The sequence below is a fragment of the Nannocystis pusilla genome (genome assembly GCF_020073745.1).
Classification (GTDB): Bacteria; Myxococcota_A; Polyangia; order Nannocystales; family Nannocystaceae; genus Nannocystis; species Nannocystis radixulma.
In genome coordinates this window covers 410,508-435,941 of record NZ_JAIRAU010000027.1, presented here as the reverse complement: position 1 = coordinate 435,941, position 25,434 = coordinate 410,508, and the positions used below count along the sequence as shown (strand labels likewise).

Genomic DNA, 25,434 nt, shown 5'->3' with positions numbered 1-25,434 from the left:
GTGTCCCGGAGACACTCGCGGCGGCCGCCCGCCTCGTGCCGGCGGGCACGAGAATCCTCAAGGATCTCGACGCATCGAGCGTGGCACGCACGCTGCTTTGACGGTCGCGGGTGCGGAGGCGCGAGGAGCCCCCGCCCGAGGAACGTCATGAAGAGCAAGATCCAGAATATCGTACGACATGTGTCCTGTGCCTTGATCATCGCGGCGGCCGGCTGCGACCCCGGCGAAGACGCCGCGCCGGTGGCGGCCGAGGAGATCGGCGCAGAGTCGGAGCTGCTGGTGGAGCTCGATCTGCCGAACGGCAACGTGCTGCGGTTCTTCGCCGTCCCCGGCGGCGGCGTGGTCGCCGAGGAGGAAGGACACGCGCTCACCAACTCGCTGGCCTCGCTGCCCGAGCTGATGGACGCCAGCCCCTACGAGGTGTTCCGTGCGGTCGCGCCGCGCGACCGCGCGGCGCCGGCCGAGCTCCTCGAGGATTACGAGGAGACCCTGGCCGAGCGCGCGTCGACCGGCGCGGCCGGGACCCCCGAGGACTTCCACGTCGATCAGCTGGCCGGCTTCTACGAGTTCCCGCAGGCGCGCAAGTTCTCGGATTGCACCGACGTCTCGGCCTGGCAAGATTACGGCGAGGAGACGGAGATCGGCGCCAATTGCCCCGGATCTGCCGGGACGTCGTACTATCAGTGCCTCTCCAACTGGTCGCCGCCTCTCAGCTCCAATTGCGGCGGCTTCGCCTGCACCGAGTTCTTCACCAACCAGAAGAAGTTCCGCGCGTCCGCCTGCGCCCGCACGGGCGACACGTACGTCACATTCATGATGGCCGGCAAGCTGCCCGCGGACCCCGACTACACCCTGCTGTTCAATCGGACCCTGGCCGATGCCGGCACCTACTACAACTACTGGTACTCGTATGGGACGGCCCGGCACTTCTACCGCCTGATCTATCGCTGGGGCACCGGGACCCGCAACATCAACAAGTCGCTGTGGTTCAAGTCGTGAGCACGACGAGGTGACCACGGCCGACCGCGGCGTCGCGGTGGATCGTCGCGGTGCACGGGGCCCGACCGGGCCCCTCGGGCATCTCGGTAACGACGCCGACGCCGCATCGCCTGTCTCTCGGGCCAGCTTCAGCCTCTCACTCGCGCCGGGCCAGGAACGCCTCGACCCGCGCCTTCGCGTTGGCGTGCAGGTCGGCGTAGAACAGCCCGTACTCGATCGCGTGGTAGTTCCCGGCCCCGAGCGCGCGGTCGAGCAGCCGGCTCATGAAGTCGCGCGGCACCGACCCGCGCACCTCGACCCGCAGCGTCCCCGTCGCGCACTGCGCCGTCACGAAGCCCGGCGTCGGCGTCGGCGTCGCTCCGCTGCTGTCCCAAAAGACAGCCCCGAGCCCGCCCTCGGCCCGCGCCGCGTCGGCCCGCCAGGTCAGCGGATTGACGCACACCCGCGTGCGCGGCGGCGCGTCGGCCGGCGGCGGCGGGTTCTCGACGAAGTCGATGCCGGTCGTGAACTCCGGGCCGCGCGCGTTCCAGGCCACCACGCAGCCGGTCGCCGTCGGCGTGTCGCACACCGGCAGGTCGCCGAGCGCCTCGACCGTGATCGGCCCGCCGATCAGGTACGCCGCCACCAGCTGTCGCCGCAGCGGCCCGGGCGCGACCACCTCGCGGAGCAGCCGCAGGCCGATCACCGAGCCCTGGCTGTGGGCCGCGACGATGAACGGCCGCCCGTGGTTGTCGTGCTCGAAGTAGTGGCGGAACGCGGCGATCGCGTCGTCGCCCGCGAGCCCGATCGCCCGCGCCCCGTCGGCGCTCGCCGTGGTGAAGGCCGTCATGTTGGCCTGGCGGTAGCGCGGCCCGTAGACCGCGCAGCAGCCGTTGAACGCGCTGGCCTGGATCCGCGTCGAGCCGGCGTCGGTGGCCTCGTTGACCGCGACGTCGTCGAGCCTCGCGTTCCACGCGGCGCCGAGGAACGACGTCGGGTGGAGGTAGAACACGTCGACCGCCGGCGCCTCGCTCGCGGCGAGCCCGTTCACCGCCACGTCGGCCGCGTCGGCGCGCTCGGGCCGGGCGGTCCAGGCCGACGGCTCGGCGTAATTCGGCGGCGGCGGCGTGTCGCCCGGATCGAACGCCACCCCCGGCGCGGCCACGGCCAGCACGATGTCGCCGAGCCAGATCCACCCGACCCCCAGCGACGCCAGCAGCAGCACCGCGAACCCGACCGCGATCCGCCGTACGAACTTCTTCACGCTCACGCCCCCTGGGCCAGCGCCTGCGCCAGCGCCTGCGCCAGCGCCTGCGGCGCCCCCGGACGCACCAGCGTGGTCTCCGGGTACAGGTCGCGCATCAGCTCGGGGATCCCGCCGACCGCCGTGGCCACCACCGGCAGCCCGTAGCGCTTGGCCTCGGCGATCACCAGCGGCGCCCCCTCCGACAGCCCGCCGATCTCCCGCGACGGCACGCACAGCAGCGCCGCGCGGCGGTACAGCGCCTCCTTCGCCGCGCCCTCGACGAACCCGTGGAAGCGCGCGTCGAGCTGCAGGCCGTCCGCCAGCCCTTGCAGCCGGCGCCGCTCCGGCCCGTCGCCCGCGATCGCCAGGCGCGGCCGCCGGGGCATCAGCGCCGCCGCCCGCAGCAGGTCGTCGACGCCCTTCTGCTTGATCAGGCGCCCGAGGAACAGCACCTCGTCGCCTGTCCGTGCGGGCATGTCCGCGACGGCATGTCCTTCGAGACCTGCCCCATCGGACACGCTGCCGACCATCGTCTCGACGCGCAGCGGCGGCGCCCCGCCCGGCCAGGCCGCGGCCACGCGGGCCAGCTTCTCGGCCGAGGGCAGGGCCACGCTCTCGGCCTGGGCCAGCGCCGCCAGGGCCGCCTCGCGCAGCGGCCCGGGCAGGCGCAGCAGCAGGTCGACGTCGGTGCCGTGGCCGTACAGCTCGCACGGCACGCGGGCCGCGCGGGCCGCCTCGGCCGCCAGCCAGCCGCACGGCAGCAGCATGTGCGCCGCGATCTTGTCGGGCCGGAACGCCCGGATCTCGCGCTGCAGCGCCCGCTGCAGCGCGGCCACGAACGGCAGCACCAGCAGCGCGCGCCACGGCCGGTCGCGGATGTTCTCGAGGATCCCGAAGTGCCCCGTCAGCGACGACATGCCGGTCGGCGCGTAGGCGAAGCGGACCACCTCGCACGGCGACGCCAGCGCGCCGCGCACCCACGCGGTCCGCGGGACCAGGAAGCGGACCGTCTCGCCGGCCGCCGCGCGCGCCTCCCAGTGGCGCAGGATGAAGCGGCCGCGCGGATCGCCGGCCCACTGCGGGAAGGTCGTCGTGACGACCAGCGACCTCACAGCTTCTCCGCCACAAACACGTAGAACCCGGCCAGCGCGGCCAGCGGGCTCTCCATCAGCGCCCACTCGACGCGGTCGTGCAGCTTGCCGACGACCGGCAGGCGGCACACCACGGGGTGCGGCGTGGTGATCCGGATGCCCGCGCGCGCGACCACCTTCGTGCCCGCGGGCAGCACGTCCGCGGCCTCGGCCGGGGTGAGGAAGCGGGTCGAGATGGCGGCCTCGTCGAAGGTCTGCGACGTCTTGCGCGGGCCCCACACGCGCTTGATGAGGTAGCGCAGCGAGTTGCGGTTGTAGATGTCGAAGATGATGTGGCCGCCGGGCCGGGTCACCCGCGCCATCTCCTCGAGGCAGCGCTCCCACCCGGGGATGTGCGCCAGCACCTTGAAGGAGTAGGTCACGTCGAAGCTCGCGTCGGCGAACGGCAGGTCGGTCGCGCTCGCCTCCTGCACGTCGAGCCCGCGGCTCTTCGCGTGCTCGAGCATGCCGGGCGACAGGTCGACGCCCTTGGCGCTGCGGGCGACCGTCGCCACCCGCTGGAGGATGAGCCCCGTGCCGCAGCCGACCTCGAGCGCGTCCTTGCCCTGGGCGTAGCGGCTGACCACCGCCGCCGCCTGGTCGTCGATGAGCTTGTGGTATCCACGATCGCGACCGTGGTCGTACCCGGCCGAGAAAGCGTCGTAATAGTTACGGTTCTGTGAAGTATCGGCGGTCGCCGCCATGGCCGGCACCATAGCCGCCGCCCTGGCGTGCGTCCAGGCACTCCCAGGCGGCGTTGACAATGAAAACGACTTTCAGTATCCGATTCCGAGCACGCCACCGCGCCTCGCGCTGGCGCCCGCCTCACGGACTGGAAGCCCCGCATGCGCCGCACGTTCCTCGCCCTCTGCCTCCTCCCCGCCTGCACCACCTCGACCACCGGCTGGGAGGACGACGCTTTCCGCACCGAGGCCAAGAACGTGGTCGATCGCTACGCCGCGCTCGTGTCCGCCGCCTACGAGAAGTCGAGCCGCGGCGCCGAGCAGATGGACAGCGCGCTGCAGGACTTCGTCGCCGCGCCCTCGGCCGACACGCTGCAGGCGACCAGGACCGCCTGGCTCGGCGCGCGCGACGACTACGGCCTGACCGAGGTGTTCCGCTTCTACAACGGCCCGATCGACGCCGCGCCCGACGAGCTCGAGGGGCGGATCAACGCCTGGCCGATGGACGAGGCGTACATCGACTACGTCGAGGGCATGCCCGACGTCGGCATCATCAACGACCTCGCCGCCTACCCCGAGCTGAGCCGCGACGTCCTGATCGAGCGCAACGGCGCCGAGGGCGAGGACAGCATCTCGACCGGCTGGCACGCGATCGAGTTCCTGCTGTGGGGCCAGGATCTCGACCCGGCCGGCCCCGGCGCGCGCCCGTTCACCGACTTCGTCGACGGCGGCACCGCGGCCAACCAGGACCGCCGCCGCCAGTACCTCACGCTCACCAGCGAGCTGCTGCTCGACGACCTCGCGCGCGTCGCCGACTCCTGGTCCGAAGGCCAGGAGAACTACCGCGCCGAGTTCGTCGCCCAGGACCCCAAGGACGCGATCGGCAAGATCCTCCTCGGCATGGCCAGCCTCAGCGGCGCCGAGCTCGCCGGCGAACGCATGACCGTGGCCTACGACACACGCGAGCAGGAGGACGAGCACTCCTGCTTCAGCGACAACACCCACAAGGATCTGCTGGCCAACATCCAGGGCATCGAGGACGTGTACCACGGCCGCATCGACGGCCAGGCCGGCCCGAGCCTGTCGAGCCTGGTCGCCCGCATCGACGCCGATGCCGACACCCTCGCCACCGCCAAGCTGCAGGCCGCCGTCGCCGCCGTCGCCGCCATCCCGCCGCCCTTCGACGCCGCCATCCAGGCCGCCGACGGCAGCCCCGAGCGCGCGAGCGTCAAGGCCGCCATCGACAGCCTGAAGGAGGCGACGGAGGCGCTGGTGGGCGTCGCCGAGGCGCTCGAGATCGAGCTCAACCTGGAGTAGAATTGGACGTGCGCCGCCTGCCTGTCCTTTTGGCCCTGGTCCTCGGGACATCCTGCGAGGATCCTGCCCCCGCGCTCGAGCCGGGCGAGGAGCTGGCCGGCGGCGACACCACGATCCGCGACGAGAGCCCCAACGCGTTCTCGTACAGCGCCCGCAACATGAGCTTCGAGCGGCGCCAGCGGTTCGTCGTCGGCAACTCCTTCTTCAACAAGAACTGGGTCATCGCCCCGGCCTCGACCGCCGGGCGCGACGGCCTCGGGCCCACCTTCAACGCCCGCTCGTGCTCGGCCTGCCACTTCAAGGACGGCCGCGGCCGCCCGCCCGAGGGCGACGAGGCGTTCGCCAGCATGCTGCTGCGCCTGTCGGTCCCCGGCGAGGGCCTGCACGGCGGCCCGCGCGACGTCCCCGGCTACGGCGACCAGCTGCAGCCGCACGGCATCGACGGCGTCCCCGGCGAGGCTGTCCCGAAGGTCAGCTGGGTCGAGCAGCCGGGCACCTTCGCCGACGGCGAGCCCTACAGCCTGCGCGCCCCGACCTATAGCCTCGAAGAGCCGGCCTACGGCCCGCTGCCGCCCGACCTGCTGATCTCGCCGCGGGTCGCCCCGGTGATGATCGGCATGGGCCTGCTCGAGGCCATCCCCGAGGCTGACCTGCTCGCGCGCGAGGACCCCGACGACGCCGACGGCGACGGCATCTCCGGCCGGGCCAACCGCGTGTGGGACCTGACCGCCGAGGCCGCCGTGGTCGGCCGCTTCGGCTGGAAGGCCAACCAGTCGACCGTCGCCCAGCAGACGGCCGGCGCCTTCCTCGGCGACATGGGCCTGACCACGGCGATGTTCCCGCTCGACAACTGTCCCGAAGAACAGGTCGATTGCACCGCCGCCCCGAACGGCGGCGCCCCCGAGGTCGAGGCCGACCTGCTCGCGGACGTCGTCTTCTACTCCGCCACCCTCGCCGTGCCCGCCCGCCGCGGCGCCGACGACCCCGAGGTCCTGCGCGGCAAGCAGGTGTTCCGCGACGCCGGCTGCGCCGACTGCCACGTCCCTCGCCACGTCACCGCCGCCGACGCCGCCATCGAGGAGACCCGCGGCCAGACGATCTGGCCCTACACCGACCTGCTCCTGCACGACATGGGCGACGCCCTCGCCGACGGCCGCCCCGACTACCTCGCCGACGGCAACGAGTGGCGCACCCCGCCGCTGTGGGGCATCGGCCTGGTCGAGACCGTCAACGGCCACACCACCTTCCTCCACGACGGCCGCGCCCGCTCGCTGATGGAGGCCGTCCTGTGGCACGGCGGCGAGGCCGAGCCCGCGCGCGAGGCCGTGCGCGCCCTGCCCCGCGACCAGCGCGACGCCCTCGTCGCCTTCCTGGAGTCGCTGTGAGCATCTCCGTGCACCTGGCCGCCCGGGCATGTCCCCTCGGCCCGGTGCCAGAAGACATGCCCGCACGGACATGTCCCCGAGCACACCTCGCGCCACCCGCCACGCAGCGCCTCCGCCCGCCGCGCCGCGCCGAAGCCCCACCCGTCGCACGGCGCCCTGCGTCACACCTCGCGCCGCACCGGGCTTGCCCCGCGTCGCTGCTCCTCCAGCCGCCCGTCGCACGGCGCCCCGCGTCACACCTCGCGCCGCGCCCAGCTTGCCCCGCGTCGCTGCCGGTCCTGCCGCCCGTCGCACGACGCCCTGCGTCACACCTCGCGCCGCGCCGGGCGTGCCCCGCGTCGCTGCTCCTGCCGCCCGCCGCATCCAGCCCGGTCGTCTCGCCGCGTCCCGCGTCCATGTGCAGCGCGAGCGCCGGCGTAGCCGCCCGGCTCCCCGCCCTCCTCACCCCGCCGAGGTCCCGATGATCCGCGCCGGTCTCTCTCGTCATGTCCTCACGGCCATGCTCTTCGGAGCAGGCGTCGGGACGATCGTCGGCCTCGCCTGCGGCGGCGGCGACGACGACGACTCCCGCCCGGCCGTGCTCGAGCACGTCGCCCGCAGCGTCGCCGTCCCGGCCTTCACCGCCCTGCACGACCGCGCCGAGGCGCTGGTGACCGCCATGGACGCCCTGTGCGCCACCCCCGACGATCTCGCCCTGACGGCCGCGCAGGCCGCCTGGTCGGACGAGCGCGACGCCTGGGCCCGCGTGCTCCCGTTCGGCTTCGGCCCGCTGCCGCCCGAGCTCAACGCCCTCGACTTCTGGCCCGTGCGCGTCGACAGCGTCGAGGCCGCGGTGGCCGGCGCCCCGGCCACGGCCGACGCCGCCTACCTCGGCACCCTCGGCGTCAGCGCCAAGGGCATGCCCGCGCTCGAGTACCTGCTGTGGGGCGACGGGCTCGGCGACCCCCTCGCGCCGCTGCAGGACCCCCGCCGCTGCAGCTACGCGCGCGTCCTCGCGGTCGACATCGCCGCCCGCACCGGCGCCCTGAACAGCGCCTGGACGGACGAGTACGCCGACGCGCTGGCCACCGCGGGCCGCGGCAGCACCGTCTACGACTCGCTCAAGGCCGGCGTCGACGAGGTCGTCAACAAGTCGATCGACGCCTGCCTGACCATGGTCAAGGGCAAGCTCGACAACCCGCTCGGCAACCTCACCGGCGCCGCCGAGGACCCGACCCTCATGGAGTCGCGCTTCTCCGGCCACACCCGCGCCGACCTCGAGGCCAACCTCGCCGGCGTGTGGGCCGTCTACCACGGCGCCGACCTCGACGCCCCCGCGGCCGGCATCTCGGTCCTGGTCCAGGAGATCGACGCCAAGCTCGACGAGCGCGTGCGGGCCCAGTACGCCCGCGCCCGCGAGGTCCTGACCGCCGTGCCCGAGCCGCTGACCGCCACGCTCCTGGCCGACCGCGCCGCCGTCCAGCTCGCGCGCGACGAGCTCGACACCTTCCGCCGCATGCTGAAGCTCGACGTCGCCAGCGCCCTCGGTGTCACCCTGGCGCTCAGCGACAACGACGGCGACTGACCCGAGGGACATGTCCGAGAGCGCAGGCACGGCGACCGGCCCGCGGCGCCCCGCCCCGACGGACATGTCCGACAGCGCAGGCACGGTGGACCGACGCCCCGACTCGCCGACCGCTGCCGTCCGAACGGACATGTCCGAACGCGCAGCCTCCCCTCCTCGCTCCCGCCTGCTGCGCGCCCTGCTCGCCCCGGTCGACGCGGCCGGCCTGCACGCGTTCCGGATCGCCTTCGGCCTGCTGATGTTCGCCGGCACCGTCCGCTTCGCCGCCCGCGGGTGGATCCACCAGCTCTACGTCGAGCCGAGCTTTCACTTCAAATACTGGGGCTTCCACTGGCTCGAGCCGCTGCCGGCGGCCGGCATGATCGCCGTGTTCGTCGCTCTCGGCGCGCTGTCGCTGCTGGTCGCCGCGGGCGTGTGGTACCGGCCCGCCGTCGCCCTGTTCTTCGTCCTCTTCACCTACGTCGAGCTGCTCGACAAGGCGACCTACCTCAACCACTACTACTTCGTCAGCGTCGTCGCCCTGCTGATGATCGCCCTGCCGCTGCAGCGCCGCGTCGCCGTCGCCCCGACCTGGGCCCTGTGGGCGGTGCGCCTGCAGGTCGGCCTCGTCTACTTCTACGCCGGCCTCGCCAAGCTGCGCCCCGACTGGCTGCTGCACGCCCAGCCGCTCAAGCTGTGGCTGGCCGCGCGCGCCGACTTCCCGGTGCTCGGCCCGCTGCTGCGCCGGCCCGAGGCCGCGTACGCCATGAGCTGGGCCGGCGCCGCCTTCGACCTCACGGTCCCGTTCCTCCTGCTCCACCCGCGCACTCGCCCGTTCGCCTACGCCGGCGTGCTCGCCTTCCACGGCCTCACCGGCGCCCTGTTCCCCGCGATCGGCATGTTCCCGTGGATCATGGCCGCCTCCGCCCTGGTGTTCTTCCCGCCCGACTGGCCGCGGCGGCTGCGGCACCGCCTGTCCCCGAGGACCTGCCCCCAGGGACCTGTCCTCTCCGCCACATCGTTCCCGGCCCGCCCGCTGCTGCTGTCCGCCCTCGCGCTGCACTTCGCCGTCCAGCTCGCGCTGCCGCTGCGCCGCTTCGCCTACCCCGGCGACACCGCCTGGACCGAGGAGGGCTACCGGTTCGCCTGGCAGGTCATGCTGGTCGAGAAGGTCGGCAGCGTCGGCTACCGCGTGCGCGACCCCGACAGCGGCCGCGTGCGCCAGGTCGACCCCGAGCCGCTGCTGACCGCCCAGCAGGCCAAGCAGATGGCCTTCCAGCCCGACATGATCCTCGAGTACGCCCACCACCTCGCGGCCCACAACCCCGGCGCCGAGGTCCGGGCCGACGTCTTCGTCACCTACAACGGCCGCCCCGCCGCGCGCCTCGTCGACCCCGACGTCGACCTCGCCCGCGAGCGCGACGGCCTCGCGCCCAAATCGTGGATCTTGCCGGCCCCGCCGCGCCCGTGAGCGCCGGCACCGGACGCACATCGACGCAGGACCACGTTCACGGCCCGCACAGCGGCGCGCCCCCGTCGACGCACGAATCATCGTCCCGCGCCCGCTGCCGGCCTCGCACCGCGATCTCCGAGCTCGCCGGCGATCGCCACGCCGCGAATTCGCCACGACTTTCGCGAAGAAAGCCGCGCGTAGTAACCTCGGCACCGTGACAGCCGCCCGTCTCCGCGCCGTCTTCACCGCCGCCGTCGCCGCCGGCCTCGCCTGCAACAGCACCCCGCGTCCGCCGACCTCCGGCACCCCGACCCCCGGGGACGGCGAGGGCCTGCCGCCCGGCACCCCCGCCTTCAGCGCCCCGGCCTGCACGCACGAGCAGCTGCTGCTCGGCCTCGACACGGCCCACACCAACGCCCGCTTCGAGCACGTCATCCTGCGCGAGACCACCCTGCGCCCCACCGACACCGGCCCCAAGCCGCAGCAGTCGCAGAGCCTGGCCACCGCCGGCCTGGCCTGTCAGACCGCCGACAACAAGCAGGCCTGCGCCTACAAGCTCGCCACCGCCGTCAGCACCACCTCGCTGTTCCCCACCCCCGACCCGAATTTGGCCCGCTACATCGTGCTGCAGCACGACGCCAACGTGAAGACCGTGGCCACCCGCGCGCAGCTGCTCACGCTGCTCGGCGCCATCGACACGCCCGGCGAGGCGCGCCTGCTCGCCGCCACGCTCGGGATCCAGCCGCTGTGCGCCGAGGACAGCGTGCGCGCCATCGACGGCGGCTTCCAGGTGATCGGCAAGCGCCCGCAGAGCACCTGCATCAATCAGTTCGAGGGCGTCCTGATCGACGTCGTCCGCGGCCAGACCACCGTCAGCTCGACCGTCGACCTCACCGATCCGACCCAGGGCTGCCTGGCCAGCGGCCGCCGCCCCGAGGGCTTCGCCGGCCCGCGGCCGCAACCCGGCGACCCGCTCGTCGCCTGGCTCGGGCAGATGCAAGAGCTCGAGGCTGCCAGCGTGCCCGCCTTCGAGCGCCTCGCCCGCGAGCTCGAAGGCCACGGCGCCCCCGACTCCCTGATCGCGCGCGCCCGCGCCGCCGCGGACGACGAGGTCCGCCACGCCGCCGCCTTCGCCGGCCTGCGCCAGCGCCACGGCGCCCCCCCGCGCGAGCCCGCGGCCCTGCCCGACCTCGACGCGATCCGCCCGCTCGAGCGGCTCGCCGTCGAGAACGCCGTCGAGGGCTGCGTGCGCGAGACCTACGGCGCCCTGGTCGCCCGCTACCAGGCCGAGGTCGCCGACGACCCGGCCCTGCGCCGCCTGTTCGCCGCGATCGCCGAGGACGAGACCCGCCACGCCGAGCTCGCCTGGGACGTCCACACCTGGCTCGAAGGACAGCTCGACGCCGCCGCCCGCGAGCGCGTCGCCGCCGCCCGCGCCGCCGGCGTCCACGAGCTGCGCGCCGCCGTCGCCGCCGACGCCACCGACCCCGAGCTCGCCCGCCGCAGCGGCCTCCCGACCGGTCCCGTCGCCGAGCTCCTGTTCGACCGCTGCGCCGCCGCCCTGTGGGCCGCGTAGCAGCGCCTGCACGAGAGGACATGCCCGCCAGAGCATGTCCCCATGGGCATGTCCGCGGGAACATGCCCCATCGGAGCGCTCGCGCCCGCCGCACATGTGTCGACCCGGGGGCAACGTGTCCTCCGCACATGCGGCGGCCGGCATGCCCTGCGGAACGCCCCCGACGCTGACGAATCCCGTGTCTTCGTCCGTCGGTCCGCCTGCCCCCAGAACCCTCTTGCGCCCGCGCCCCATCGACATGTCCTTCGCGCCATGTCTTTGAGACCAGCCCGCCTCTCGCCGATCCAGGCGAGGACGGGTCGTCGCCCCGCTCCGACTCGGCGACCGCTCGCCGCGCACCCGCCGGCCTGCGCCCGCTGCCGCGCCAGGCAGCCCGCCTCTCCGCGAGAATTTGCCGGTGCGCCGCGCCTCACGGCGCCTGCGCGAGCTCGCCCGCCCGCGCTTGCAAAGAACAAGCTCGGTGCAGCAGGACAAATTTGGGCTAAATTCGCCCGCCATGGCCGCGCGCAGCTACGGGAGTTACTGCGGGTTGGCCCGCGCGCTCGAGATCGTCGGCGAGCGCTGGGCCCTGCTCATCGTCCGCGACCTGCTCGTCGGGCCCCGGCGCTTCACCGACCTCCAGCGCGGCCTGCCGCGGATCCCCACCAACGTCCTGTCGACCCGGGTCAAGGAGCTCGAGCAGGCCGCCGTGATCCACCGGCGCCTCCTGCCCCGCCCCGGTGGCGCGATCGTCTACGAGCTCACCGACCGCGGCCGCGCCCTCGAGCCCGCCGTGCTCGCCCTCGGTCGCTGGGGCGCGCCGCTGCTCGGCGAGCCCGGCGCCGGCGAGATCGTCACCACCGATTCGCTGGTCATGGCGATCCGCACCACGTTCCACCCCGACGCCGCGCGCGGCCTCCACGTCGGCTACGAGCTGCACCTCGGCGACCTCGTCGCCCACGCCCGCGTCGACGACGGCCGGCTCACGGCCGGCGCGGGCCCCCTGCCCGGCGCCGACCTGGTCCTCGAGACAGGCCCGGAGCTGCGCGCGTTGATGACCGGTGAGCTGGCCCCCGCCGCCGCGCTTGCCCGCGGCGCCGTCCAGATCCACGGCGACCCTGCGCTGCTGACCACCTTCGTCGCGCTGTTCCGGATCGAGCACACGCCGGCCGGCGCTACGCTCGAGGCATGACCTATCGAACGCTCCTCGCGGGCGCGCTGCTGCTGTGCGCCTGTCCGAACGACCAGGCGGGCGCAGGCGCCTCGGCCACCGACGCGACCGCCACCGACGCGACGACCACCGAAGGCACCGCGGGCGCCCCGACCACCGGCCCGGACACCGTGCTCGCGTCCGTCTGCGAGAAGCGAGCCGCCGCGATCGAGGCGACCGCGACGTTCGACTGCGCGTGCTCGGTCGGCGACGGCCTGGCCGCGGGCGCCGACGCCTGCGTCGCCGGCATCGTCGCCGCCGCCAACATCCCCTGCCAGTGCGACCTCGAGGCCGACCCGACCCACGCGGCCTACCTCGCCTGCCTCGCCGAGGCCGACGTCCACTACCAGACCTGCGTCGAGCCGCTCGCGTGCGCCGACGAGGACGCCCGCCTCACCTGCAACACCACCTACGTCGAGGCCGTCACCGCCTGCGACGACGCCGCCAAGGCCAGCGTCGGCGCCCTCGCCGTCCAGTGCCAGGGCGCCGCCGCCTTCACCTGCAGCACCGGCGAGCCCGTGGCGGCCCACTACGCCTGCGACGGCCAACCTGACTGCAAGGACATGTCCGACGAAGCCAAGGCGACGTGCACGTTCGTGTGCGACGACGGCCAGGAGATCCTCGTGTTCAACAAGTGCGACGGCACCGTCGACTGCGACGACTCGTCCGACGAGTCGCCCGAGCTGTGCTACTTCTCGTGCGACGAAGGCCTGGAGATCCCCAAGTCCTGGATCTGCGACGGCAGCGCCGACTGCGACGACATGACCGACGAGGCGAACTGCCCGTGAGCCCCCGGGCCGGCCCCTGAACCCCGCTTCATGTGATCGGCCGGCGCGCGGATCCACTTCCGCCGCGCGGCCCGCCGCGTCATGCTCTCGCCGTGCCCGTGCCGGACCCATCCCGCCTCGCCCGCGCCGCGCGCGTCGGCCTCGGCGCCGGCCTGGCGATCGCCGTCTGTTCGGCCGCGGCCCTGTGGACAGAATTGCCGTGGGTGTTCCCCTCGCTGGGGCCGACCGCCTTCCTCGCGTTCGCGGCCCCGGCAGCCCCGGCCAACCATCCGCGCCGCGTGCTCGTCGGTCACGCCATCGCCGTCGTGTGCGGCGCGGCGGCCGTGCGCCTGTTCGACGTCGCCGACATCCCGGCCGTGCTCACCCAATTCGACCTCCCGCACCTCGGCGCCGCCACCCTCGCCATCGCCGCCACCGCGGCGTTCGCCGTCCTCCTCGACGCCGAGCACGCGCCCGCGGGCGCGACCACCCTGATCGTCGCGCTCGGCTTCATCCGCCACCCGCGCGACCTCGTCCTGATCGAGGCGGCGGTGCTCGTGCTCGTCCTCGTGTGCGCGGCCCTGCGCCGGCTCGGCCTGATCCGCACGGAGACGGCCAGCTCTTCAGGACATGTCCGATGACGCATGTCCAAGCGTCGAGCCTTGATGCATCTCGTCGTCGAATCAAAGTGCGTCGACTCGAAGCTGTCGCGGGCTCTCGGTGCCTTCGTCGTCGACTCGAACATGTCGCGGGCTCTCGGTGCCTTCGTCGTCGACTCGAAGCTGTCGCGCGCTCTTGATGCGATAGTGCGTCGACTCGAAGTTGTCGCGGACTCTCAGGGCCTTCGTCGTCAAATCGAAGATGTCGCGGGCTCTCGGTGCCATAATCGTCGAGTCGAAGATGTCGCGCGCTCTTGATGCGATAGTGTGTCGAGTCGAAGATGTCGCGGGCTCTTGATGCGATAGTGTGTCGAGTCGAAGATGTCGCGGGCTCTCGGTGCCATAATCGTCGAGTTGAGGATGTCGCGGGCTCTTGATGCGATAGTGTGTCGAGTCGAAGATGTCGCGGGCTCTCGGTGCCTTCGTCGTCGAGTCGAAGATGTCGCGGGGCCGTGGGGTGTGGGGGGGCGGCGAGCGGGGGGCATGGGTCCCTCGCTTTCGTCGGGCACCCCCCCAAGGCACGTGCTCGGCGCGACTCCTGCGAGTCGCTCTTTCCCTCGATTCAGCGGCTGTCGCTGCGATGACGGACTGTGCGCCTCCGCGCGAGCCTTGGGCTCCGCCCCGCCGGCGTCCCATGCCCCCCGCTCGCCTTGAGAAGGGTTTGGCGGCCCCGCTCGTCGCCGGGTCTCGTTCATCGCGCGACCCCGATGCCCGCTCGTCCCCAGGTCTCGTTCATCGCGCGACCACGATGCCCGCTCGTCGCCCCCCTCGTCCCTCGCGCGACCACGATGCCCGCTCGTCGCCCGCCCTCGTCCCTCGCGCGACCACGATGCCCGCTCGTCGCCCGCCCTCGTCCCTCGCGCGACCACGATGCCCGCTCGTCCCCGGCCCTCGATCATCGCGCGACCCCGATGCCCGCTCGCGCCGTTCTTATTCGTCGTGCGACCACGATCCCCGCTCGTCGCCCGCCCTCATTCGTTGCACCAGCAAGCCTCTACATCTCGATGAAGAGCAGCGACGCGCAGAGCCTCATGCGCAGAGGCGACGACGGCACGGCGACGAGCGGGGCATCCGGTGCAACGCGGCACCCGACGCATGGGGACGAGCGGGGCCGCCAAACCCTTCTCAAGGCGAGCGGGGGGCATGGGACGCCGGCGGGGCGGAGCCCAAGGCTCGCGCGGAGGCGCACAGTCCGTCATCGAAGCGAGTCCCGCTGCATCGAGGCAGCAGTCTCTCGCAGGAGTCGCGCCGAGCACGTGCCTTGGGGGGGTGCCCGACGAAAGCGAGGGACCCATGCCCCCCGCTCGCCGCCCCCCCCACACCCCACGGCCCCGCGACTCCGGCCCCGCGACGCTCTGCGCACCGACAAGCCCCGCGACTCCGACCACGCGACTTCGCACCGACAAGCCCCGCGACTCCGGCCCCGCGACGCTCTTCGCACCGACAAGCCCCGCGACTCCGACCACGCGACTTCGCACCGACAAGCCCCGCGACTCCGACCACGCGACTTCGCACCGACAAGCCCCGCGACTCCGACCACGCGACTTCGCACCGACAAGCCCCGCGACTCCGACCGCGACCCTCTGCACATCGACAAGCCCCGCGACTCCGACCCCGCGACTTCGCACCGACAACCCCGCGACTCCGACCATGCGACTTCGCATCGACAAGCCCCGCGACTCCGACCCCGCGACGCCCTTCGCAACAACAAGCCCGCGACTCCGACCTCGCCACGCTCAACACCAGCCGGGACCTCCTCCCCTTGCAAGACCGCGAGGCGCGCCCGCCACGCGCAGGAGCGTGCGCAAGCGCTCGCCCCGAGCCCCTGCCGCGCGGCCCCGGGCTTGTCTACACCATCGGGGCGATGATCCGCGCCGCGCTCGTCTTCGGCCTCGTCCTGTGCGCCTGCAAGGAGCCCACGGGGTCGAACACCGGCGGCCTCGTGGTCGTCTCGGAGACCTCGCCGACCGAGTTCGGCGACCCGCCCGAGTGCGGCACCGACGGCGGCGCCTCGACCGGCGAGGTCGAGCCGACCGGAACTTCGGGGCAGGTCCCCGAGGACATGTCCGAAGGTGAAGCCTACTGCGCCGCCCTGACCTCCGCCCCGGCCTGCGACGGCGTCGCCCACGGCGGCGGCGTGTGCCGTTGGCTCGACGTCGTCCCGGTCTACCCCGGCACCTGCGACATCACCCAGCTCTACCGCACGTGCGTGTTCGTGCCGGACGAGAGCGAGTGCCCGGTCCCGACCTCGTGCGACCAGATCGGCCTCGGCGTGTTCGGGCGGCGCGGCTGCGACGGCGCCGTCGAGCTGATCATGGCCGGCCCCAGCGAGGGCCTGTGCGGCACGCCGGCCGGCTGGGGCCTGTGCGCCGGCGCCGACGCGCCGCCCGAGTGCACCTGCGCCTGCACCTGAGCACATGTCCGAACGGACATGCTTCTCGCCACATCTCTCGGCCGATCAGCCGTGACCCCCGGCGCCCGCCGGACGGTCGCCCAACCTGCATGAACAGACATGTCCCAAATGCACTGCCCCGGTCTCACGGCCGAACCGCCGGCGCCGCTAGCGATTCAGCCGCGAGCGTGAACCGCCCGCGGCCGCGTCCAGGCCGGCTCTGCGCGTCCGTCAGGGCGGCGGCGCGGCCGGCTCGTCGGCCTTCTTCTTGCTCGCCTTCGGCGGCTTCGCCGCCTCGCCCTTGTAGCGAGTCACCTTGATGACCGTGCGGTTGTTCTTGGCCCGGCCCGCCGCGGTCAGGTTGACCGCGACCGGGCTGTTGTCGCCGTAGCCGTTGGCGGTCACCCGATCGGGGCTGACGCCCTTGGCGAGCAGCGCGCTGCGGACCGCGTCGGCGCGCTCGCTGCTGCGCTGCTTCGGCGCGCCGCGGTCGTCGGTGTGGACCCCGATCTCGATCTCCTCGTACTCGGGGTGCGCGCCCAGGAACGCCGCCAGCTGCTCGATCAGCGGCGCGCTCTTGTCGTCGACGCCGTTGGCCGAGGTGTACTTGATCGCCTTCTTGAGCCGCAGCGTCTTGCCCTTGCCGCTGACGAGCGGCGTCTCGACCGGCACGGCGCGCCGCAGCGACTCCTTCACCGTCGTCATCTGCTCGCCCGCCGCCACCGTGAAGCGCAGCGACTTGTCCTCGAAGCCCGGCGCGCGGGCGATGGCGAAGTAATCGCCGGCCGGCAGCTCGAGGCGGATGAGCCCGCCCTCGGTGCTGGTGAACGGCTCGTCGACGCCCTGGCCCGAGACCGACAGCGTGACCAGGATCGGCGCGCCCGCCTCGTCGGTGAACGCGCCGTCGAGCATCCCGACCGGCGGCGTGTTGGCGACGTCCATCGTGATCGTGATCTGCGTGTCCTCGCCGGCCTTGATGTCGGCCGTCGCGTCCTTCGTGGCCTTGTTGGCCAGCTCGACCTGGATCGCCACCTGTCCTTCGGGGAACCTGTAGCTGGTGAAGTTGCCCTGGTCGTCGGTGAGGATCGCATTGCTGGCCGCGCCGGGGAAGCGCACCTTGGCCCCGGGGACCGGCGCGCCGGTGCTGTCGAGCACCTGGCCGACCACGCGGCCCTCGACCACCACGGGCGCCGGCGGCAGCTCGTTGCTCACCGGCGCCGGGACCTCCTTGACCACCGGGTTCGGATCGATCGACCAGCCGAGGCCGAGGATCACCTGCCACGGCGCCACCGGCGGGCCGTACTCGAAGTTCGGCGAGACCATGCCGATGTCGACCGCGGCGTCGAGGTGGAGCCCGGCGATCACGTTGGCGCGCAGGCCGACGGTCCCCCACAGGCTCGAGCGCGGCAGCGGCGACGGCGTCGCGCCCTCCTGGCGGAACGCGGTCATCTCGGCGGTGGCGACGTCCCACGCGAGCTCGACGATCGGGTCGAGGCCGAACTTGCCCTCCTTGCCGAGGCGGACCGGGAAGTCGAAGCCGTAGCGCATGCGCACCCGGCTCGGCGCCACCCCGAGGGCGAAGCGGGACACCTCGCGGCTGGTCGCGTCGGTGAACTTCTCGAAGTCGATCAGCTTGCCGGAGTTGTCGAGGATCCACCCGATGTTGGTGCTGAACCGCACCGGCACCTGCTTCTTCGTCAGGTAGCGGACGTCGACGGTGAACAGGAAGTCGATGTTGAAGTTGACCTTGTCGGTGAGCAGGCGGCTCGTGCCCGACAGCAGGCCGAGGCCGAGCTGACCGCCGAGGCCGATCGCGCCGCCCTTGACGAACCGGTGCGCGCCCTTGATGCCGAAGTCGAGGTCGCCGAGCGCGAACTGATTGACCGGGTCCTGGCGCCCGGGCTGCGCGCGAGCGTTGCGCGACGCCTGGCTGTGCACCGCCAGGAACAACTCGCCCCACTTGAACGGGCTGTAGCCGATGTTGACCGTGCCGCGCACGCGGCCCTGCTCGTCGGCCCCGTGCTCCGAGCTGTCGTAGATGAACCCGCTCTTGCGGAAGAAGTCGGTGTGCAGGCGGACGCGGACCGTGTGGCGCCCGCCGACGTCGGCCAGCGTCGTGTGGTACAGACCGAGGCCGCCGCGCAGGCTGTTGACCGCCGGCTCGCGCCGCCCCTGCACCATCCCCGGCTGCTTGTCGGTGCTCGGCGGCGCGGCGGCGGGCCCCGGCACCTCGACCGCGGGCCCGGGCGTCGGCGTCTCGAACGCGTCGACCACCGGAGGTGTACTTCCGGACAGGTCCCCGGAGACAGCTCCGTCCGCCTCGCCGCTCACCGCGCCCTCTGCCCCCGCGGGCGGCGCCACGGCCCCTGGATCGCCGCTCGGCAACGCCGGGGGCGCATCCGCGGGCGCCTCGGCGCCGGCCGGCGGTGGCGTCGTCGCGTCCGCGGGGAGCGGGGGCGGCTCCGCCGCGGCGGCGCGGAGGGGCAGTCCCAGGAAGATCCCCGAGAGCGCAAGCAGCGAGGCACGTCGCATGCAGGAAGCGTCCCCCAAAGGGCGCACACCTGTCAAACCTTTGTGGCGATCCGCCCCCGGGCGTGCGGACGCGAGCACGGAGTTTGGCCGGTGCACCACCAACTATTTTCCGACCCGGTCGCCCGTGCGTGACGGAAAGCGAGATATGCGGCCTTCGCAGACCGAGGGCCATCGACGTGCGATCATGCAGTCATGTCGAACCTCTATCGCCCTGACCGTGCAGCACGCCTCGCGGTCCTGTCTCTTGGACCCTGGCTCCTGCTCGCGACCGGCTGCCCCTCCGACTCGACCGCCACCACCGATTCGGGCACGGACACCGATCCGACCACCACGACCTCGGACACGGCCGATCCCGACATCACCACCACCACCGGCACGCCGACGACCACCGACGCGACCACGGACGCGCCGACCTCGACGAGCACCGGTCCGGCGCCGGCCGTGTGCGGCGACGCCGTCGTCGCCGAGTCCGAGGCGTGCGACGACGGCAACGACGAGCCCGACGACGGCTGCAACTCGAAGTGCGAGAGGACAGCCAACGTCCTCTGGACCTACACCCACAACGGCGCGGCCGACGAGTTCGACAGCGCCAGGGCGGTCGCCATCGACAAGACCGGCCGCATCATCCTCGCCGGCGTCGAGGGCGTGAGCCCGGCCGACACCGACGCGCTGCTCATCGCGCTCAACCCCGACGGCACCGAGCTGTGGAGGAAGACCTACCCCGACATGCTCGGCGACCGCAACGCCTTCGAGCACGTGGTCGTCGACGACGACGGCAACATCTACGCCGCCGGCTACGAGGAGGGGCCTGACAACTCGGCGATGGCCGTGGTGCGCAGCTTCGACGCCGACGGCAACGAGGGCTGGAGCTTCGTCGACGGCTCGCCGGTGGTGGACTACGCGCTCAACCGCCGCCTCTTGCTGGCTGACGGCGCGCTCTACTCGACCGGCCAGGAGGACCTGCTCGACATGGGCACGCAGATGACCGTACGCCGCCACGACCTCGCCGACGGCGAGGCCGTGTGGAAGACCGTCACGCAGGCCGACACCTTCCGCGTGCTCGGCTACCTCCTCGTCCGGACCGACGCCGGCCTGCTCACCGGCGGCTTCTCCGTCGACGAGGACAACACCGCCCGCCCGGTGCTCATCACCCTCGACACCGACGGCGCGATCGTCGACACCCAGATCGAGGACCACCCCGGCGGCGGCTGGCTCGACGCCGTCCCGATCGGCGACGCGGGCGACCTCGTGCTCGTCGGCCGGCGGGCGCCCGAGGGGGTCACCGGCGTCGACTTCGGCCTGCGCCGCGTCGGCCCCGACTTCGCCGAGAAGTGGACCGTCACCAAGGACTACGAATTCCTGTTCGGCCTCGGCAACGGCGTCGTCGTCGGCCCCGATGAGCGCATCTTCGCCTCCGGCTTCTTCGTCGCCCCCGGCCAGTTCGACAACGCCTTCGCCGGCCTCTTCGCCGGCGACGGGACCGAGATCTGGACGCACACCTACAACAACGACGACATCGACCTGTACGACGACGGCATCGCCGCCGCCTGGGGGCCCGACTTCCTGGTCCTCGCCGGCCAGTCCAATGTTCTCGGCGAAGACCTCAACGTGTGGGTCCGCGCCTTCGCGGCGGACTGACCCCAGGATATCCCGTATAATGAGCGCCGATTCGATGGGCGCGGCTCCACGCGGCGGGCCGCGCCGGCGCTTGTTCCGCCGCACACCGCCCGGGTAAAGTCACATCATGGCCAAAGAGCTCGTGTACAACGCGACCCTCGCCGAGCGCGAGGACCTCACCCCCGCCCTCGCGGTGTTCCGGATCCGCCCCGACGAAGCGCTGCCCGGAGAGGGTTCGTGGTTCGTGCCCGGGCAGTACCTCACGATCGGCCTCAACAACCGCGAGAAGCCCGAGCTGGGCAGCGTGCGGCGGCCGATGTCGATCGCCTCGGCCCCCGAGCGGCGCGACCTGGTCGAGTTCTACATCCGCTTCGTCGAGAAGCCGGAGTCGGACAACCCGCTCACCCACTTGCTGTGGAAGACCCGCGCCGGCGACCGCATGTTCTTGCGCTCGCAGCCGGTCGGCAAGTTCACCGTCGAGGACACCATGGGCCACGACTCGCGGCTCAAGGTGTGCGTGGCCGCCGGCACCGGCCTGGCGCCGTTCTTGTCGATGGTGCGCAGCAAGGTCAACCAGGACCCCCTGGTGCGGCTCGACGACTGGGCCATCATCCACGGCGCCAGCTACAGCAAGGACCTCGGCTACCGCGACGAGCTCGACGCGCTGGCCAAGAACCACGGCCTGCGCTACCTCCCGACCGTCAGCCGCCCGCGCGAGGAGACCAACTGGACCGGACACGTCGGCCGCGCCGAGGACTTCTTCCTGGCGGACCGCCTGCCTGGCCTCGAGGACAGCCTCGGCCTCGACCGCAACACCTTCCGCCCCGACCGCGTCGGCATCCTGATCTGCGGCCTCCAGGGCACCATCGGCGCCACCATCGAGCGCCTGCTCCACCGCGGCTTCGTGCCCGACAACCGCAAGATCCGCCGCGCCCTCGAGATCCCCGAGGACATGCCGGCCCACACCTTCTACGAGGCCTACGACACCATCCCGCCGATCGACCTCAACGACACCTCGCGGGTCGCCGAGCTCAAGTCGACGTTCCACGGCGCCCTGCCGAGCCGCGGCTGAGCGGCGACGCACCGGGCGCGCGGCGTGATGGCCCAAAGGACATGTCCTCCGGGCCATTCGCGCGCCCCCGGGCCGCCGTCGCGCCGCGCAAACAGGCCGCGGCGCGGGCCGCGGCCTCTCTCGCCTGATGGCCCGAAGGACATGCCCTTCGGGCCACCCTCCTACTCGACGGTCACCGGCGCGACCGAGGCCGGGCGCCGGAGCGCGCGCAGCAGCGTCCACGGGACCGCGATCGTCAGGGCCGCCTGGACGAACCCGAGCAGCGGGCTCAGCTCGGACAACGCGAACACGGCGGGGTGGCTGGCGTAGAGGTTCTGGGCCGAGCGCGACCACACCGCCGTCTCGCCGAACGCGATCGCCAGCATCGCCATGCACACCATGGTCCACAGGCGCGAGGCGAAGGTCATCGGCGCGACGGCCACGCGCAGCGACAGCAGCGCGGTCACGACCAGGAACCACAGCGCGTGGAGGAACGCAACCGGGTGCCCGAACACGTGCATGGCGCCGTGCGGGAGCATCGTCGCGGCCAGCGCGAGGTAGAGCGCGGCCCAGGCCATGAACTCGCCGACCAGCGGCCCGACCGGCGTGCGCCGCAGGGCCGGCGGGACATCCCCCGTCGGCGCGCGCATCATCAGCAGGATCGCCAGCGGGATCGACAGCATGCCGAGGTTCAGCAGGTAGAACTCTTCGCTGCGCCACTCGTCGAGCGGCGGGTTGGCGGTGGTCACCAGCACCATCGCCGCGATCGCGCCGACCAGCGCCTCGCCGCCGCGCAGCGTCACCATGTCGGTGTTGCCGACCCGCCGGGCCAGCGCGCGCAGGCCGAGGTACGCCAGCGTCAGCATGCCGAGCGCGCCGACGATCACCGGCATCGTCGTGTCGATCTCGGCGCCGAAGGCCGGGCCCTCGCCGCCGAGCCCGAACGCCTGCGCGAGCGAGTGGCTGGCCGCCGCCTGCGGCAGCAGGGCCAGCGTGCCGGCTGTCCTCTGGGACATCTCGGCCGCGAGCGCCACGCCGATCCCGCCGAGGATGCTGAGGATGCCCGCCAGGCCGCCGGCGACCAGGCCGGGCGAGCGGACCTTGCCGAGCGCGAGCCCGGCCAGCTGCGCCAGCAGGAGCAGGAACGCCCCGCCGGCCATCGTCACCGCGACCAGCGCCAGCGCCGAGCCGACGTGGCCGACGGCCGCCGCGGCCGCGAGCAGCAGGAGCAGCTGCGGCGCCGCCAACACCCCGACCACCGCCAGCGGCCCGGCCGTCAGACCGATCGCCAGCTCCTGGGCCCGCAGCGCGCTGCCGGCCAGCGGCTGCAGCGTGTTCTCGTGCGTCTCCTGGGCCATCTGCGTGCCCGCCAGCACCGGCGCCGCCAGCAGCAACAACATCATCAGCGCCCCGCCGGCCAACACCCCCGCCATCCGCAGGGCGTCGAGCGGCCCGAGCGGCGAGGCGTAGATCTCGACCGCCGGCGTCATCTCGCGCGCCACCACCGAGCGCAACGCGCGGACCTCGTCGGCGTCGTACCAGGCGAAGTAGTCGCCCGCGCGGTAGCTGCCCGAAGGGACATGGCTCTTCGTCCATGTCTCGAGGGTCCGCACCGCCGCCACCTGCAGCTCGCGGAGCCCGCGCGGCGGCTCACCGACCGCCGCCTGGCGCAGGCGCAATTCGGCCGTGTCGAGCATGTTCTGCACCCGATTGGCGGCGTCGTCGTATCCCGGCGGCAGGCCGGCGGCGCGGCGCTGCAGCGCGGTGCGGAGCGCCGCCGCCTCGTCGGCCGAGTCTGCGATCAGGACGAAGCGCGCCTGCTCCTGGCGGAAGGTGTTCTCCTCGAGGGAGAACGCGGTCCGCAGCTCGCGCTCGAACTCACCTGTCCCGAGAGCCAGCCACACGCCGAGCAACCCGGACATCGCGGTCAGCAGGACGGACAGCGCGAGCAGGCGGCGGCCACGGGGGCCGCGGAGGGCGCGGGCGACGAAGGGCCGGGCGGCGGAGCGGATCGAAAGGCGGCGGGACATGGGCGGCTCCTGGGCTAGTTGACGCGGTCTTCGGACAGGCGGTTATAGACGTCTTCGAGGCGGCTGCGGACGCGGCTGCAGGTGACCACGCGGACGCCGGCGGCCACCAGCGCGGCGAGGGTGTCGGCCATGCGGTCCTCGCCCCCCGGGATCTGGGCGGTGATCGTCTCGCAGCCGTCCTCGAACCCGCTGGACTCGATCAGCGCGCGATGGCCCACCAGCACCTCGCGCGCGCGCTCGCTGCCGGCCCCCTCGGGCCCGGTGGGCGGCAAGATCCGCAGCTCGTAGACGAACCGGCGCACCTCGTAGCGCTCGATGATGTCGGCGACGTCGCCCGCGACCACCAGCTTGCCCTGCTGCAGGATCGCCAGCTGATCGCACAGGTCGTCGAGCTCGCGCAGGATGTGCGACGAGATCAGCACCGTGGTCCCGCGCTCGCGCGTGCGCAGCAGGATGGTCCGCAGCTCGCTGCGCCCGCGGGGGTCGAGGCCGTCGGCCGGCTCGTCGAGGATGAGCAGCCGCGGCTTGTGCAGCAGGCAGCGGGCGATCAGCAGCCGCTGGCGCATCCCCTTCGACAGCGAGCCGGCCGGCGCGTCGCGCTTGTCGACCAGGTCGAAGGTCACGAGCATGTCCTCGACCGCCGCCGCGAGCTCCTTGTCCGGCACTCGGAAGCACTCGCCGAAGAAGCGCAGGTACTCGGCCGGGCTCATGTGCTTGTAGAGCGGGTTGCCGTCGCCGAGGAAGCCGATCGCCCGCCGCAGCTCGGCGTCGTCGACCTCGGGCGGCCGGCCGTCGAACTGGATCTCGCCCTCGCTCGGCCGCATCACCGTCGCCAGCATGCGCAGCGTGGTCGACTTGCCGGCGCCGTTGGGCCCGATGAGGCCGCAGATCGACCCGCTCGGGATGGTGAGGTCGAGCCCCCGGATGGCCCAGCGGTCGCCGTCGTAGGTCTTGCCGAGGTTCCGCAGGTCGATCCGCATGCTCGTCGGGCGACGAACGTCGCCGCACCCGCCGATATTTCAGCCCATCCCCCGCCCGCCGTCGAGCGCGACCGCACGAACCTGTCCCTCGGGACATCTTCTCTCCAGCCCTCCGGCCGGCGTGATCGGGGCTCGCCCGGGCCCCCGAAGGCCTCTCGCCCGCACCGGCTCGCCCGTCGAGCCTTGACCTCCCGCGGCCCCGCGCCGCCCGCGGACCGCCGACTCGCGGCCCCACCGCTGCTGCGGCGCCCGTTCGGTTTGGTATGCTGCGCCCCATGCGACGCCCGCTCATCGCCGCGCTCCTTTTCGCTGCCTGCGGTCCCACGGCCCCCGCGCCGGTCCAGGCCGGCAAGAGCGCTCCTGCCGAGGCCGCCAAGGCCCCTCCGCCGAGCCCCGCGCCCGCGCCTGCGGCCGCCCCGGCTGCCGCGCCCGAGAAGCTCGAGATCCCCAAGGAGCCGCCGCTCACCGCGGAAGAGATCGCGCTCATCGAGTCGGACCCGAACACCCTCACCCCCGACCAGCGGCGCGCGCGAGCCCACGCGCTACGCCGCAAGATCTTGCAGAACCCCGACAGTCCACAGGCGCAGGAACTCGAGCGGTTGCGCCGCGACGTCGAGGCCGGTCTGGTGAGGCCGGAGCTGCCGTCCAGCTCCGGCGGCAAGGACCTCGTGCTGTCCGCCCCCGAGGGGAAGGGCAAGGTCAAGTCCGCTCCTGTCCCCGCGCCCGCGCCATGAGCCCCGCCGCTCGTCGCGCCTCCGCGTGCGCCCGCCGCGATCGCGGGCCGCGTCTCGTCGCGTCCGGCGATCGCGGCTCGCATCGGTCACGCGGCCACGCCTTCACTCGCCCCGCGGGCCCGCGCTTCGCTGCCGCCATGGCTCGCGCCGGCGCCCTGCACCTCGATCGCAC

The 25,434-nt window shown here is 72.9% G+C and carries 19 protein-coding genes; 13 read left to right on the top strand and 6 right to left on the bottom strand.

Annotated elements, in window-relative coordinates; translation table 11 throughout:
- The first annotated feature begins 180 nt into the window (after positions 1 to 180).
- Positions 181 to 999, top strand: a complete 819-nt coding sequence (locus K7C98_RS20560) for a hypothetical protein (protein ID WP_224193401.1) — start codon at positions 181 to 183, stop codon at positions 997 to 999.
- A 136-nt stretch (positions 1,000 to 1,135) separates the two neighbouring features.
- Here K7C98_RS20560 and K7C98_RS20555 read toward each other — a convergent pair whose 3' ends face one another.
- The 3 genes from K7C98_RS20555 to K7C98_RS20545 are packed head-to-tail and all read right to left on the bottom strand — an operon-like array spanning position 1,136 to position 4,058.
- Positions 1,136 to 2,242 carry a DUF3089 domain-containing protein gene (locus K7C98_RS20555; protein ID WP_224193400.1) on the bottom strand — a complete coding sequence of 369 codons (1,107 nt, stop codon included), beginning with the start codon at positions 2,240 to 2,242 and terminating at the stop codon, positions 1,136 to 1,138.
- A gap of 2 nt (positions 2,243 to 2,244) precedes the next feature.
- Positions 2,245 to 3,336: a glycosyltransferase gene (locus K7C98_RS20550; RefSeq protein WP_224193399.1), complete on the bottom strand. Its 1,092-nt coding sequence runs from the start codon at positions 3,334 to 3,336 to the stop codon at positions 2,245 to 2,247.
- A complete protein-coding gene (locus tag K7C98_RS20545) occupies positions 3,333 to 4,058 on the bottom strand; it encodes a class I SAM-dependent methyltransferase (protein ID WP_224193398.1) in 726 nt (241 codons plus the stop codon). The genes K7C98_RS20550 and K7C98_RS20545 overlap by 4 nt, the downstream gene beginning before the upstream one ends.
- Positions 4,059 to 4,199: 141 nt before the next feature.
- On the opposite strand from K7C98_RS20545, the gene K7C98_RS20540 reads away from it, so the two are divergent.
- The 9 genes from K7C98_RS20540 (at position 4,200) to K7C98_RS20500 (ending at position 16,339) form a co-directional block, all read left to right on the top strand.
- The gene (locus K7C98_RS20540) at positions 4,200 to 5,354 is read left to right on the top strand and encodes an imelysin family protein (protein WP_224193397.1); all 1,155 of its coding nucleotides are present in this window, start codon (positions 4,200 to 4,202) and stop codon (positions 5,352 to 5,354) included.
- A gap of 8 nt (positions 5,355 to 5,362) precedes the next feature.
- Positions 5,363 to 6,739 carry a di-heme oxidoredictase family protein gene (locus K7C98_RS20535; protein WP_224193396.1) on the top strand — a complete coding sequence of 459 codons (1,377 nt, stop codon included), beginning with the start codon at positions 5,363 to 5,365 and terminating at the stop codon, positions 6,737 to 6,739.
- 499 nt (positions 6,740 to 7,238) lie between these two features.
- Entirely contained in the window at positions 7,239 to 8,303 is a 1,065-nt protein-coding gene (locus K7C98_RS20530; RefSeq protein WP_224193395.1) for an imelysin family protein, read from the top strand.
- Between the two features lie 130 nt (positions 8,304 to 8,433).
- Positions 8,434 to 9,753 carry an HTTM domain-containing protein gene (locus K7C98_RS20525; RefSeq protein WP_224193394.1) on the top strand — a complete coding sequence of 440 codons (1,320 nt, stop codon included), beginning with the start codon at positions 8,434 to 8,436 and terminating at the stop codon, positions 9,751 to 9,753.
- A gap of 196 nt (positions 9,754 to 9,949) precedes the next feature.
- Positions 9,950 to 11,311: a ferritin-like domain-containing protein gene (locus K7C98_RS43775; protein WP_263429630.1), complete on the top strand. Its 1,362-nt coding sequence runs from the start codon at positions 9,950 to 9,952 to the stop codon at positions 11,309 to 11,311.
- A gap of 496 nt (positions 11,312 to 11,807) precedes the next feature.
- Positions 11,808 to 12,482: a winged helix-turn-helix transcriptional regulator gene (locus K7C98_RS20515; protein WP_224193393.1), complete on the top strand. Its 675-nt coding sequence runs from the start codon at positions 11,808 to 11,810 to the stop codon at positions 12,480 to 12,482.
- Positions 12,479 to 13,288 carry an LDL receptor domain-containing protein gene (locus K7C98_RS20510; RefSeq protein WP_224193392.1) on the top strand — a complete coding sequence of 270 codons (810 nt, stop codon included), beginning with the start codon at positions 12,479 to 12,481 and terminating at the stop codon, positions 13,286 to 13,288. The genes K7C98_RS20515 and K7C98_RS20510 overlap by 4 nt, the downstream gene beginning before the upstream one ends.
- A gap of 98 nt (positions 13,289 to 13,386) precedes the next feature.
- Positions 13,387 to 13,908 (top strand): HPP family protein, encoded by a 522-nt coding sequence (locus tag K7C98_RS20505; protein WP_224193391.1) that lies wholly within the window; start codon positions 13,387 to 13,389, stop codon positions 13,906 to 13,908.
- 1,882 nt (positions 13,909 to 15,790) lie between these two features.
- Positions 15,791 to 16,339, top strand: coding sequence for a hypothetical protein (locus tag K7C98_RS20500; protein WP_224193390.1), 549 nt, complete (start codon positions 15,791 to 15,793; stop codon positions 16,337 to 16,339).
- Positions 16,340 to 16,549: 210 nt separating this feature from the next.
- Here K7C98_RS20500 and K7C98_RS20495 read toward each other — a convergent pair whose 3' ends face one another.
- Complete coding sequence (locus tag K7C98_RS20495) at positions 16,550 to 18,850, bottom strand: OmpA family protein (RefSeq protein WP_224193389.1); 2,301 nt, start codon at positions 18,848 to 18,850, stop codon at positions 16,550 to 16,552.
- A 192-nt stretch (positions 18,851 to 19,042) separates the two neighbouring features.
- On the opposite strand from K7C98_RS20495, the gene K7C98_RS20490 reads away from it, so the two are divergent.
- Both K7C98_RS20490 and K7C98_RS20485 read left to right on the top strand, forming a co-directional pair.
- Positions 19,043 to 20,488, top strand: coding sequence for a DUF4215 domain-containing protein (locus K7C98_RS20490; protein WP_224193388.1), 1,446 nt, complete (start codon positions 19,043 to 19,045; stop codon positions 20,486 to 20,488).
- A gap of 106 nt (positions 20,489 to 20,594) precedes the next feature.
- The gene (locus tag K7C98_RS20485; protein WP_224193387.1) at positions 20,595 to 21,539 is read left to right on the top strand and encodes a hypothetical protein; all 945 of its coding nucleotides are present in this window, start codon (positions 20,595 to 20,597) and stop codon (positions 21,537 to 21,539) included.
- A gap of 161 nt (positions 21,540 to 21,700) precedes the next feature.
- Here the strand turns inward: K7C98_RS20485 and K7C98_RS20480 are convergent, their stop codons facing one another.
- Positions 21,701 to 23,548, bottom strand: a complete 1,848-nt coding sequence (locus tag K7C98_RS20480) for a hypothetical protein (protein WP_224193386.1) — start codon at positions 23,546 to 23,548, stop codon at positions 21,701 to 21,703.
- 14 nt (positions 23,549 to 23,562) lie between these two features.
- Positions 23,563 to 24,528: an ABC transporter ATP-binding protein gene (locus tag K7C98_RS20475; RefSeq protein ID WP_224193385.1), complete on the bottom strand. Its 966-nt coding sequence runs from the start codon at positions 24,526 to 24,528 to the stop codon at positions 23,563 to 23,565.
- 275 nt (positions 24,529 to 24,803) lie between these two features.
- Here K7C98_RS20475 and K7C98_RS20470 point away from each other — a divergent pair, with 275 nt between their 5' ends.
- Entirely contained in the window at positions 24,804 to 25,262 is a 459-nt protein-coding gene (locus tag K7C98_RS20470) for a hypothetical protein (RefSeq protein ID WP_224193384.1), read from the top strand.
- Positions 25,263 to 25,434 lie beyond the last annotated feature (172 nt).